The sequence below is a fragment of the Mesorhizobium denitrificans genome, from assembly GCF_003403035.1.
GTDB classification, from domain to species: domain Bacteria; phylum Pseudomonadota; class Alphaproteobacteria; order Rhizobiales; family Rhizobiaceae; genus Mesorhizobium_G; species Mesorhizobium_G denitrificans.
This window is the reverse complement of the sequence record NZ_QURN01000004.1, coordinates 71891-84635: the sequence shown is the minus strand read 5'-3', so window position 1 is coordinate 84635 and position 12745 is coordinate 71891. Positions and strand designations below refer to the sequence as shown.

The following is a 12745-nucleotide window of genomic DNA, read 5'->3' as shown; positions in this document are numbered from 1 at the left end:
GTTGCGTCGGCAACTGGTTAAAGCAGTGTGTTCAACTTGCCTTTCCATTTGACACAATCACCTTCTCTACGGTCGGCAGAATGCGCTCGACCATGCGGTCGATGCCGGCTGCGTTGGGATGCATTCCGTCTTCCAACAAATAGGTCTTGTCCGCGACGATTCCATCGACAAAGAACGGGTAGAGCGTCACGCCATATTTCTCTGCCAGGCGCGGATAGATGGCGTCGAACTTCGCCTGATAGTCGGGGCCGAGATTGGGTGCAGCGCGCATGCCGGCTAACATGACGGGAATGCCGCGCTTCTTCAGGTTGGCGAGCATCGTATCGAGGTTCTTTTCGGTAAGCGCAGGATCTATGCCGCGCAGCATATCGTTCGCGCCGAGTTCGAGAATGACGAGGTTGGTTCCGTCCGGAATCGACCAATCGAGACGCGAGAGTCCGCCGCTGGACGTATCGCCTGAAACGCCCGCATTTGAGATCACAACATCGTGACCCTTTGCCTTTAGCGCGGCTTGCAGCTTGTCGGTGAAGCTCTCGCCATTTTGAAGTCCGTATCCGGCCATGAGGCTGTCGCCGAATCCGACGATCTGGTACGGATCAGCCTTCGCTGGTGCAGCAAAAGCGAGGAAGATTGCGGCTAGCGCCATCCGCATCGGTTTGATTACCATCTTTCCGTTCCCATATGAGCCGCAGCATCCTTTGTCTCCCATATAGGATTTTCTTGTGACAATGCTCGTCATCGAATTGAAGGACGTTTCGCTGACGCTTGGGCAGGGTGCTTCGTCAGTGCATGTGCTGAAAGGCGTTTCGCTGGATGTGGCGGCAGGCGAGGCGGCTGGCATTGTCGGCCCCTCCGGTTCCGGCAAGTCGACCCTGCTCATGGTTCTGGCGGGGCTGGAGCGCGTGGATAGCGGCAAGGTGAGGATCGCGGGGACGGAGATTACCGGCCTGAGCGAAGATGCCGTTGCGGCTTTTCGCGGTCGTAATGTCGGGATCGTGTTTCAGTCGTTCCATCTCATTCCAAATATGACGGCGCTGGAAAATGTCGCCGTGCCGCTGGAATTGGCGGGCCATCGCGATGCATTTGCCGTTGCTGCACGCGAATTGGAGGCGGTTGGGCTGGGCGAGCGGATAAGCCATTATCCCGGCCAGCTTTCAGGTGGCGAACAGCAGCGCGTGGCGATTGCGCGCGCACTTGCGCCAGAGCCGCGCATTCTCATTGCGGATGAGCCGACCGGCAATCTCGATCAGGCGACGGGCAAGCAGGTGGCCGATCTGCTTTTTGCCAAGGCGCGGGAACGCGGCATGACGCTGGTGCTGGTGACGCATGACCCGGCACTGGCGCAACGCTGCGACCGTCAGATCGCAATGCGGTCCGGCCGGATCGAGACAGCGGTGAAAGTGTAGCGATGGACGCGACCGTCTCGCCAAACGCCTATCAGCCGCCGAAAGGTGCGGCGCAGTTTGGGCTGGCAATGCGATTTGCGCTGCGCGAAATGCGCGCCGGGCTTTCAGGCTTCCTGATCTTTGTCGCCTGCATTGCGCTCGGCGTGGGCGCGATTGCTGGTGTCAATTCCGTTGCGCGAGCGATTGCCGATGGGGTTGCCAATCAGGGGCAAACGCTGCTCGGCGCGGATATGCGATTCGAGCTGAATCAGCGTGAGGCGAACGAGCAGGAACGCGCCTTTCTGAATGGACTGGGAACGCTCGCGGTGAGTGCCGGAATGCGGTCCATGGCGCGACTAGCGGATGGTTCGGATCAGGCGCTGGTGGAAGCCAAGGCTGTCGATCCAGCCTATCCGCTCTACGGGACGCTTGAGACGGAGCCCGCGCTGTCGCGCGATGATCTGTTTGGGTTGCGTGATGGTGCCTATGGTGCTGCCGCGCCGCAAATTCTGTTCGACCGGCTTGCGCTGAAGGTTGGCGATTCGATCGAGCTTGGCAGTCAACGCATCCAGTTGCGAGCGCTGCTGACCAATGAGCCTGACGCGATCTCTGACGGGTTTGGCTTCGCGCCACGACTGCTTATGTCGATGGAGGCGCTGAAAGCATCGGGCCTGATTCAGCCGGGAAGCCTTGTGGAGCATGTTTACAAGGTTCGACTGCCGGGTGGTTCCAGCGAGGCGCAATTGCAAGCGGTCAAGGACCGGGCGCAGGCAGAGTTTCCGCAGGCAGGCTGGAGCATTCGTAGCCGTACCAATGCCGCTCCTGCGCTGTCGGCCAATATTGAGCGGTTCTCGCAATTCCTGACGCTGGTTGGCCTGACCGCATTGGTGGTGGGAGGCGTTGGCGTGGCAAACGCCGTGCGCGCCTATCTCGACTCCAAGCGCGGGGTAATTGCTACGTTCAAAAGCCTTGGTGCTTCGGGCGGCTTTGTTTTTTCTGTTTATCTGATCCAGATCATGCTGATTGCGTCCATCGGCATTGCGATTGGTCTGGTGCTCGGCGTGTTGATGCCGTTTGCGGCCAAGGCAGCGCTTGCCTCGCTCATACCGGTTCCGGCGGAGAGTGGCGTCTATCCAGGCGCGCTCGCGGTGGCGGTGATATTCGGCGTGCTGGTGACGCTGGCGTTTGCGGTGTTGCCGCTCGGCAGGGCGCGCGATGTTCCAGCGACGGCGCTGTTTCGCGAGTTGGGATTTGAGGCGAAGGGCCTGCCGCGCATCGCCTATGTTGCGACGGCGATTGGCGCGGGCGTTCTGCTGGCCACGCTGGCGGTGCTGTTTTCCAGTGACAAGCGCATTGCGATCATTTTCGTGGCAGCGGCGGTTGCGTCGTTTCTTGTATTGCGCGGTGTCGGCGGGTTGGTGCAGGCGCTGGCGCGGCGTGCGCCTTCGGTTCGTTCAACACCGCTCCGATTGGCAATCGGCAATATTCATCGACCAGGCGCGCTGACGCCCTCGGTAGTGCTGTCGTTGGGACTCGGATTGACGCTGGTGGTTACGCTGGCACTCATTGACGGCAATCTGCGGCGACAGATTTCCGGCACGATTGCCGAGCGCGCTCCGAACTTCTTCTTCGTCGATGTGCAGCCGGCCGAAATCGATGACTTTGTGAAATTCGTACAAGCGGAATCGCCGCGCGGCGCGATACAGCGCGTGCCCATGCTGCGCGGGCGCGTGGTGGCGCTGAATGGCGTCGATGCGCAAACGGTGAAGGTGCCGCCAGAGGGCGCGTGGGTGCTGCGCGGCGACCGGGGCATAACCTATTCCGAGGCGATTCCTGAAAATGCGGTGATCTCCGAAGGCGAGTGGTGGCCGAAGGACTACGCCGGCGAACCGCTGGTTTCCTTCTCCGCGGATGAAGCGCAGCAGATCGGCTTGAAGCTGGGCGATACGGTCACGGTTAACGTGCTTGGCCGGAACATCACAGCGAAAATCGCCAATATGCGGCGGGTACAATGGGAGTCGCTCGGCATCAATTTCGTGATGGTGTTTTCGCCGAATACGTTTGCGGGTGCGCCGCATAGCTGGCTGGCGACGCTGCGCGAACAAAACGCCGCGCCAGCCGATGAAGCAAAGCTGCTCAATGCCGTGACGAAGCAATTTCCGGCGGTGACGAGTGTGCGCGTCAAGGATGCGCTGGATGTGGTGAACCAGCTTGTCGGGCAGCTCGGCACGGCGATACGCACTGCGGCGGCGGTGGCGCTCGTTGCGTCGGTGCTCGTGCTTTCCGGTGCGCTGGCTGCGGGCAATCGTGCGCGCGTCCATGATGCGGTGGTGCTCAAGACGCTGGGCGCGACGCGGCGCACGCTGATGGCTGCTTTCAGCCTGGAATATTTGCTGATCGGCCTGGCCACGGCGATTTTCGCGCTGATCGCGGGCGGCGTTGCGGCCTGGTATGTGGTGGCGCGCGTGATGAAATTGCCATCCGTTTTCCTTCCGGAAGTGGCGGTCGCGACAATCGTGCTGGCGCTTGTCCTGACGGTTGGTTTCGGATTGCTCGGCACTTGGCGGATACTCGGCCAGAAGGCTGCGCCGGTGCTTCGCGAGCTCTAAAAGAGCCCGCATCACTGAAATGTTAGCAAAATTTCTTGCGGAATCGTGATTCACGCCGTGTTGCAAGCCGCAACAGGTCTTGTTCTTATCTTCGAGAATGATCATATTTCGGTCAGGCATGCTGGAGTCCCGCCAGCGGCGCCTGGGCATTTGCCTGACACCCGACGGGATGGAAGCAACAGAGGAAAATATGGCTGAACTTCGCAATTATCAGTCGCAGATGGGTACGGGTGCGCGTACAGACGCCGCAATCGACCAGGGTCTGCGCTCCTACATGCTCAAGGTTTACAACCTTATGGCCGTGGCGATGGTCATTACCGGTGTCGCCGCGCTTGGCATCATCACGATGGCTACCACGAACGATCCTTCGGCGGCGGCTGCGACACTCGGCAACGGCAAGATGTTGACCCAGTTTGGCGTGACGGTGTTCACCACGCCGCTCAGGTGGGTTCTCATGCTGGCTCCGCTGGCTCTGGTGTTCTTCCTTGGGTTCCGTATTGATCGGCTGAGCGTTCCAGCCGCGCAGGCGACCTTCTGGGTCTATGCCGCGCTGGTGGGTGCGTCGCTCTCCACGATCTTCCTGGTCTTCACGACTCAATCGATCACGCAGACCTTCTTCGTGACCGCAGCCGCTTTCGGCGCGCTCTCGCTCTATGGTTACACGACGCGTCGCGACCTTACCGCGATGGGTTCGTTCCTGATCATGGGCGTATTCGGCATCCTGATTGCCATGCTGGTGAACATCTTCCTGCAGTCGTCTGCACTTCAGTTCGCCATTTCGGCGATCGGCGTGCTGGTCTTCTCGGGCCTGACCGCCTACGACACGCAGAAGATCAAGGAAATGTATTTCGAGGGTGACGACGTGCTCGTTGCTGGCCGCAAGGCAATTATGGGCGCGCTGACGCTCTACCTCGACTTCATCAACCTGTTCACCTTCCTGCTGCAGTTCATGGGCAACCGCAACTAAGCAGGTCTGGCACAAGAAAATCGAAGGGCGGCTCTCTGGCCGCCCTTTTTGTTTGGACGTATTGCTACCGCGGATAATCCTGATGAGGGGCATTATGGGCATTACGATCCGCGACACGACTGAGGCCGATCTTACAGAGATAACGGAGATCTATGCAGATGCCGTGCTGCACGGCACTGCGACTTATGAACTTGAACCGCCAACGCTGGCTGAGATGACGGAGCGCTATAAAAGCCTGCGCGCGAGTTCATATCCTTACTTCGTGGCCGAAGAGAATGGCCGAGTGCTGGGCTATGCCTATGCAGGCCCATTTCGGGCGCGACCAGCGTATCGGTTCATCGTGGAAGACTCGATTTACATTGCGCCTGAATCGAAAGGTAAGGGTGTAGGCAAGGCGCTCATGCTGGCGCTGATCGAAGCGTGTCGGGCAGATGGCTATCGCCAGTTTGTTGCCGTGATCGGTGATGGGCATCCAGACAGCCCGTCGGTGATATTGCACGAACGGCTCGGCTTTCGCCATTGCGGTGCGCTGCAAGGTTCAGGCTACAAGCACGAACGCTGGCTGGACACGGTTTTCATGCAGCTCGACATGAACGGCGGCAATGTAGGCGCGCCCGATCCGAAGTCAGTGCCAGAGCGGGTCTATCAGGCGACAAGCGGCAAGGGGTAAAACTCGGGGCGTTCTTCGCTTACCCCTCATCCGGCAGGCGGATGAGGGGCGCTAATGGACGCGCGACGTTACTCCGCTCACCCCTTTTTCTTCTCATAAGCATCGCGGATTTCTTCCATCGCTGCTTTGATGCGGTCGCGGAGGATCTCCGTGGATTCCTCGCCCGACTTTTTGAAAATCTCGCCAACTTCGCCAGCATGACGCACTGCGGCCTCAAACGACTTGCGAGCGAACTCCGTCTGTTTGGTGATCGCTTCCTGTGCTGCGCCGCTGGTGCGTAAATTGTGCACCATTTCGGTTATGTCGCGCATTCCCTCCTGAAGTGCCTCGCGCTGCTTTGCCATGACCGAGCTTGCGCCCGCGGCTCCGGCAGAGGCAGCTTTCTGCAAGGCTTCAAGGTTCTTGCGATGGTGCGCGAGAATCTCGTCCACATCGACGGCAGGCATTTTCAGATCTTTGCCGAAGTTCGAGAACATTTCCATGAAATCGGGCATTTCAGGTTGCTTCGCCATTTCATCCTCCCGTTGTTTTCATTGAGAATATGCCAAAGTCCGTCGTGGTCAATTCGTGAGAAATGTCCGTTCGAAAATATAGAGCGCGAGACCGGCCAAGCCGCCGATGGCCATGCCGTTGAAGCGTATATATTGCAGGTCACGACCGATATTGATCTCAATCACGCGGGTCAGCTGGGTAAGATCCCAACGTTTCACCTGATCTGCGATGAAGGCCGAAACGCCGCTCTTCTGGCTTTCGACGAATGAAGCGAGCGCGACAACAAAGCCTCGGTTCATGTCGGCGCGGATGGCGGGGTCTTCGGCCAGATGCCTGCCGATCTCCACGAACATGCCGGAGAGATGTTTGCGTGTGAGAGAATTTTCCGCCTGCGAATCCTGCTCAATGAAGTGTTTGAAACTCCCCCACATATCGTCGGCCAGTTCGCGAAACTGGGGGCGAGCGAGCAAATCCTGCTTCATGCGCTCGGCGCGGCGGGCGTAGTCCTTTGAATTGCGCAGCTTGTTGATGAAGCGGGAGAAAAAGGCATCGAATTCGTGGCGCAAAGGATGGTTCTTGTCTTTGCGGGCCTGCTCCAGAAGAGTGCCTGCGGAATTGACGATGCGTTTGAGAAGGTAGGCGTCGGCGCGAAAAAGATTGAACACGCTCGGCAGTTCGGCCCGGATTTTGTCGCGTAATGTTTCGAGTGCCGTTTCGTCTTTCAGGAAGCGCTCAATGGCGCGCGTGAGTTCGTCGAATATCTTCTGGTGCTTGCGATCTTCCGTAAAGGCGGCGAGAAAATCGGCTGCGAGGGGCGCGACCTCGATCCGGTTTACCTGCTCCACCACGCGCTGGGTGACGAAGCCGCGTAGCCCCGATTGGTCAACTGCCGCCAGTGTTTTGGGAACCAGCCGCGCCACAAACCGCGACAACCCTTGCGAACGTTGCGGGTCTGACAGCCAGTCAGCCACCAGGCTCGCGAAATCCACCTCATTCAGCTTTTCGCGAACCGGTCCTTCGGACAGAAAGTTCGTTTCAATGAAGCGGCCAAGATTGTCGGCAATGCGTTCTCGATTTTCCGGAATGATGGCGGTGTGAGGAATAGGCAGGCCAAGTGGACGCTTGAACAGGGCGACGACGGCATACCAATCTGCCAGGCCGCCGATGGTCGCGGCTTCCGCGAAGGCGGCAACATAGCCAAGCCAAGGATAGCTGGCCTGCATCAGCTTGGCGGCGGCGAATACGGCCACACAAAGCACAAGGGCGGACGTCGCGACGAATTTGGTCCGGCGCAGCGCAGCAATCTTCTGCGAGTCCGCGCTGGCGGGCAGGGGATCAGGCACAGGCTCAGCCTTCAATCAGGCGCAGCTTCTTGTCGAACACGCCAAGCACCCGCGCCAGTTCCTGACCGCGCTTGAGCACCTGACCCGTGCCTGTGAAGACAGCAAAGGCGCCCTGCTTGCGCGCGAGCGCGGGGTTTTTGACGATCTGGAACAAAGGCGTTTCACTCGCTCGCCGGAAAACAGAGAAAATGGCGCGGTCCGTCGTGTGATCAATCGCATAGTCGCGCCACTCATTCGCGGCGACCATACGTCCATATAAACGCAGGATGGTTTCAAGCTCCCGACGCTCAAATGAAACCTGCCGCAGCACGGTCTGCGGCTTCGATTCCGGAAAAGGGATGAGTATTGCCGACTCGTCGTCGCCCTTTGAACCGGTTCCGCGATCCGTCATTCAGCTTCCCTTTGATAACGGTAAATGCAGGGTCGCCTTTTCATTAAGGAAATGCAAGAGTTAGTGGTAAATGCGGGCTCGCACACGCGGAGCTTGCGATCACATCCTGAAACAATTTGTAATGATTGGTGATCATTCAACACATTGTTGCCGCAATTTATCCAAGTTGATGCCCCAAATAAAATCGACGGTGTTGCTGTTGCCTGAGACGGTTCGGTCCGGTTTTGCTCGTAACCCCAAGCCCCCCGCCCACGAGCCTTACCGGATCGAATCAGGCTACTCCCGGAAAGTTCGGGATTTTTTGACCGGCTAGCCCATAGGCTGCGCCGGTTTTTGTTTTTTGCTGGCCGCTCTAGGGGTGTCGAACCAGCGTTGCGCCCAGAATGGGGCCTAGTTTTCCATCGTTAGTTTCGGCTTGCAGCAGTGCCGCGCAGCCGCCCTTGCTTTCAAATTCGCTCTTGGGGAGTTCGAACTCCGCCGCCTTGCCGTGCCAGACGCCTGCCGCGCGGATACCGGTTACCGCGTTAAGATAAATGGCTTTGCGACCGACATTCTCGCCTTTTTCGATATCGATGACTTTGGGAGGCTCGAAATAAACCAGCATCAGATTTGCCTCAGCCGCCGGCTGTGTCGTGGCACCGACTTTGATGATGATGCTGTCTTTCGTCTCCGACACGGTAAGGTTCACCTCCATGCCTTCGCCGCTGTTGCTCAGCGAATTAAGGCCCTCTTCGACAGATTTGCGGTCACCGCCCATGAAATCTTTGCGCCCATTGACGACGAGCTGCGGCGTGTAGATCGACCTGTCGCCGAAGCTGCGCATATATGAATATTGGCGCTCGGTGTGCTCGGGCTTGGCGAGCGTGTCCTTCCAGCCGAGATAATCCCAATAGTCCACGTGGTAGGCGAGCGCGATGACATCGCCTTTCTGGACAAGCTCGTTGAAAAAGCTGTCTGCGGGTGGGCAGGAATTGCAGCCCTGACTCGTGAAGAGTTCCACGACACCTGCCGGCTTGTCCGTACCTGCCAGCGCCGGGGCCGAAAGCATCATGCACGCCGCAAGCACGACGAGTGCTGCTTTTACAGGTTCAAGAAACGCAACCATTTTCATTGTGTATCGCAGAGTCGGAAATCCTCTGCTCGCTTATGTGCCAGAGCAATTGTTCAAAGCGAAGTCACGATGGGGTGAAAAATTCAAGACGAGGAAAGTTCAGACGGTTCGGAATGAAAAAGGCAGCGCGAACTTTCAAAGTTTGCGCTGCCCAATGTGTTGATGTCGCGTGGAATTACGCAGCGAGGTCGCGCAGAACGTACTGCAGGATGCCGCCGTTCTTGTAGTAGTCCAGCTCGTCCAGCGTATCGATGCGGCAGAGAATCGGGACGTTCTTCACCGTGCCATCGGCATAGGTGATCTTCGCCGTCATCATCTGGCGCGGCTTGATGTTCTCAATGCCGTCGATTTCCACCAGTTCATCGCCCTTGAGGTTGAGCGTCTTCCAGTTCGTGCCTTCTTCAAACACGAATGGAATTATGCCCATGCCAACGAGGTTGGAGCGATGGATGCGCTCGAAGGACTGAGCGATCACGGCGCGAACGCCGAGCAGGCTGGTGCCTTTGGCTGCCCAGTCGCGCGACGAACCGTTGCCGTATTCGACGCCGGCGAAGATGACGAGCGGCACGCCCTCTCTCTTATACTCCATCGCTGCGTCGTAGATCGGCAGCTCTTCCTTGGAAGGATAGTGAATGGTGTAGCCGCCTTCACGCCCGTTTTCGCCAAGCATGTGGTTGCGAATGCGGATATTGGCGAAGGTGCCGCGCATCATCACCTCATGATTGCCGCGACGCGTGCCGTACTGGTTGAAGTCCGCAACGCCAACGCCGTGATCCGTGAGGTACTTGCCGGCAGGCGAGGCCGCCTTGATGGAACCGGCAGGCGAAATGTGATCCGTGGTGATCTTGTCGCCGAACAGACCGAGGATGCGGGCGCCCTTGATGTCGCTGATATGACCGGCCTTTCGGCCCATGCCCGCGAAATAAGGCGGATTCTGCACATAGGTCGAGTCGTCGTCCCATGCATAGGTCTGGCCGGATGGCGCGTTGACCGCCTGCCAGTGCTCGTCGCCCTTGAACACATCGGAATATTTCCGGGCGAACAGGTCGCGCGTGACGTTCTTCTCGATGAACTCCTGAATCTCGGCGGAAGTCGGCCAGATTTCGCGCAGATAAACCGGCTTGCCGTCCTTGTCCTCACCGATCGGCTCGGTGGTCAGATCCTTGGTGACGGTTCCGGCCAGCGCGTGCGCCACGACCAGCGGCGGCGAGGCGAGATAGTTTGCCTGCACATCCGGTGAAACGCGGCCTTCGAAGTTGCGGTTACCCGACAGAACCGACGCGGCGATGATGCCCTTTTCATTGATGGTTTTGGCAATCGCTTCCGGCAGCGGACCGGAATTCCCGATGCAGGTTGTGCAGCCAAAGCCAACGAGGTTGAAACCGATCTGGTCGAGTTCCTTCTGGAGCCCGGAGTTTGCCAGATATTCGGCAACCACCTGCGAGCCCGGCGCGAGCGAAGTCTTGACCCAAGGCTTCTGCTTGAGGCCGCGACGATTCGCATTGCGCGCCAGCAGGCCGGCGCCGATCAGCACGGATGGGTTGGAGGTATTGGTGCAGGAAGTGATTGCGGCAATGGCGACGTCGCCGTGCCCGATTTCGAAGTCCTCGCCCTCGACGGCGTAGCGCTTATGCACATCAACGGTCTTCTTGTACTCGGCTTCGAGCGCCTTGGCGAAACCATCGGCGATGCCTTCCAGCGGAACGCGGCCTTCCGGACGCTTCGGTCCAGCCATCGATGGCACGACAGTGCCCAGGTCGAGTTCAAGCGTATCCGTGAACACCGGATCGGCGCTGTCTGCCTCGCGCCACATGCCCTGCGCCTTGCTGTAAGCTTCGACTAGCGCAATGCGGGCTTCCGAGCGGCCCGACATGTTGAGATAGCGGATCGTTTCGGAATCTACGGGGAAGAAACCGCAGGTTGCGCCATATTCCGGCGCCATGTTGCCGATGGTGGCGCGGTCGGCCAGAGTCATGTTGGACAGGCCGGGGCCGAAGAACTCGACGAACTTGCCGACAACGCCCTTCTTGCGCAGCATCTGCGTTACGGTCAGCACGAGGTCGGTCGCGGTAATGCCTTCCTTGACCTTGCCAGTGAGGCGGAAGCCGATGACTTCCGGCAACAGCATGGAAACCGGCTGGCCGAGCATCGCCGCCTCAGCCTCGATGCCGCCAACGCCCCAACCCAAAACGCCGAGGCCGTTGACCATCGTGGTGTGCGAGTCGGTGCCGACGCAGGTGTCAGGATAGGCGATTGTTTCGCCGTCTTCCGTATTCGTCCAGACGGTCTGCGCGAGATATTCGAGATTGACCTGATGGCAGATGCCGGTGCCGGGCGGCACAACGCGGAAATTGCGGAACGCCTGCTGTCCCCATTTCAGGAATTTGTAGCGCTCTTCATTACGCTCATATTCAAGCTCGACGTTGCGGGCGAAAGCCATCGGAGTGCCGAATTCGTCCACGATCACCGAGTGGTCAATCACCAGATCGACTGGAACGAGCGGGTTGATCTTTTCCGGATCTCCGCCGAGCGCCTTGAGGCCGTCGCGCATCGCGGCAAGGTCCACAACGGCGGGAACGCCGGTGAAATCCTGCATCAAAACGCGCGCGGGGCGATAAGCGATCTCAACGCCTGCCGTTCCGCGATCTACCAGCCAGTCTGCGACCGCCTTGATTGATTCTTTGGTGACGGAGCGGCCATCTTCGTTACGAAGCAGGTTCTCAAGCAGAACCTTCATCGAATAAGGAAGCTGGGAAACGCCCGTGAGACCGTTTTTCTCGGCCTCGATCAAGTTGAAATAGGTGTATTCCGCACCGCCTGCCGTGAGGGTGCGCTTGCAATTGAAACTGTCGAGTGATTTCGCCACGTGCGATACATCCTTAGTCTGTTCAGCCTGAAAGGGAACGGACTCCGATGGCATGCAATCACGCGCAAAGGTGCGGGTACGGCCATTTCCGCTGTCCGCTCCCAAGCAACCCGAGCCGTTAAAAGGCGGCGCGTGCGTTGGTTCGGCGCAAATTTCGTTTGCCTTCTCCGACCGCTGGAGTTGGTCCCACGCATATAGAGAAATTCGTAGAATAGTTCTAGACAGAGTTTTGCCATTTTTGCTGCGCCGCACATCGAATCGGGTCAGACTTTCGGCGAAGGAGAGGGAATGCTGCTTGAGGCCGAGAATCTGGCCGCTGAACGGGGCGGAGAACTGGTGTTCTCGGACATCGGGTTTGCGCTGCGAGAGGGCGACGGGTTGGTTGTGACCGGACCGAACGGAGCCGGCAAATCGACCCTGCTCCGTGCGGTAGCCGGGTTGTTGCCGCTGGCGGCTGGCCGCGTGCGATTCGAGGGCGATGCCGAGTTCGATGAGGTGGGCGGTGCGTGCCACTATCTCGGGCATCAAAACGCGATGAAAACGGCGCTGACGGTGGCGGAGAACTTGCGTTTCTGGCGAGAGTTCTCCGGCAACGCGCATCTCGAGATTGCAGAATCGCTTGAGATGGTGGGCCTGGGCGATATCGGACATCTTCCGTTCGGATATTTGTCGACCGGGCAGCGGCGGCGGGCGGCAATTGCCAAGCTGCTGGTTTCCTATCGGCCCGTCTGGCTGCTCGATGAGCCGACAGCAGGTTTGGACAAGGCGTCGGAAACGCAGTTCGCCGAGCTTATGCGGGCGCATCTTGCCGACGGCGGCATGATTATCGCGGCAACGCATCACCCACTTGGGCTGGAAGATGCCGCAGAATTGAGGATGGGGGCGTAATGGCGAATTCGTCAATTTGCCTC

11 protein-coding genes are annotated in these 12745 nt (G+C 58.8%); 5 read left to right on the top strand and 6 right to left on the bottom strand.

Features of this window, described 5'->3' with window-relative positions:
• Window positions 1-31: 31 nt before the first annotated feature.
• Window positions 32-667, bottom strand: coding sequence for an arylesterase (locus DY251_RS05450; RefSeq protein ID WP_116623124.1), 636 nt, complete (start codon window positions 665-667; stop codon window positions 32-34).
• Window positions 668-722: 55 nt separating this feature from the next.
• Between DY251_RS05450 and DY251_RS05445 the strand changes: the two genes are divergently transcribed.
• The 4 genes from DY251_RS05445 (at window position 723) to DY251_RS05430 (ending at window position 5631) form a co-directional block, all read left to right on the top strand.
• Complete coding sequence (locus DY251_RS05445; protein ID WP_116622856.1) at window positions 723-1406, top strand: ABC transporter ATP-binding protein; 684 nt, start codon at window positions 723-725, stop codon at window positions 1404-1406.
• 2 nt (window positions 1407-1408) lie between these two features.
• On the top strand, window positions 1409-3994 hold the full coding sequence (locus DY251_RS05440) for an ABC transporter permease (protein ID WP_116622855.1): 2586 nt from the start codon (window positions 1409-1411) through the stop codon (window positions 3992-3994).
• A 190-nt stretch (window positions 3995-4184) separates the two neighbouring features.
• Window positions 4185-4961 (top strand): Bax inhibitor-1/YccA family protein, encoded by a 777-nt coding sequence (locus DY251_RS05435; RefSeq protein ID WP_116623123.1) that lies wholly within the window; start codon window positions 4185-4187, stop codon window positions 4959-4961.
• A gap of 91 nt (window positions 4962-5052) precedes the next feature.
• Window positions 5053-5631: a GNAT family N-acetyltransferase gene (locus DY251_RS05430; protein ID WP_116623122.1), complete on the top strand. Its 579-nt coding sequence runs from the start codon at window positions 5053-5055 to the stop codon at window positions 5629-5631.
• A 77-nt stretch (window positions 5632-5708) separates the two neighbouring features.
• On the opposite strand, the gene DY251_RS05425 is transcribed toward DY251_RS05430, so the two are convergent.
• The 5 genes from DY251_RS05425 to acnA all read right to left on the bottom strand — a co-directional run bounded on the left by DY251_RS05425 (window position 5709) and on the right by acnA (window position 11834).
• Window positions 5709-6143: a phasin family protein gene (locus DY251_RS05425; protein ID WP_116622854.1), complete on the bottom strand. Its 435-nt coding sequence runs from the start codon at window positions 6141-6143 to the stop codon at window positions 5709-5711.
• 48 nt (window positions 6144-6191) lie between these two features.
• Window positions 6192-7466 (bottom strand): DUF445 domain-containing protein, encoded by a 1275-nt coding sequence (locus DY251_RS05420; RefSeq protein ID WP_245415868.1) that lies wholly within the window; start codon window positions 7464-7466, stop codon window positions 6192-6194.
• Between the two features lie 4 nt (window positions 7467-7470).
• Entirely contained in the window at window positions 7471-7857 is a 387-nt protein-coding gene (locus DY251_RS05415; RefSeq protein ID WP_116622852.1) for a DUF2794 domain-containing protein, read from the bottom strand.
• Between the two features lie 352 nt (window positions 7858-8209).
• On the bottom strand, window positions 8210-8968 hold the full coding sequence (locus DY251_RS05410; RefSeq protein ID WP_116622851.1) for a DUF1223 domain-containing protein: 759 nt from the start codon (window positions 8966-8968) through the stop codon (window positions 8210-8212).
• 175 nt (window positions 8969-9143) lie between these two features.
• On the bottom strand, window positions 9144-11834 hold the full coding sequence (gene acnA, locus DY251_RS05405; protein WP_116623121.1) for an aconitate hydratase AcnA: 2691 nt from the start codon (window positions 11832-11834) through the stop codon (window positions 9144-9146).
• Between the two features lie 288 nt (window positions 11835-12122).
• On the opposite strand from acnA, the gene ccmA reads away from it, so the two are divergent.
• Window positions 12123-12722, top strand: coding sequence for a heme ABC exporter ATP-binding protein CcmA (gene ccmA / locus DY251_RS05400; protein ID WP_116622850.1), 600 nt, complete (start codon window positions 12123-12125; stop codon window positions 12720-12722).
• The last annotated feature ends 23 nt before the right edge of the window (window positions 12723-12745 follow it).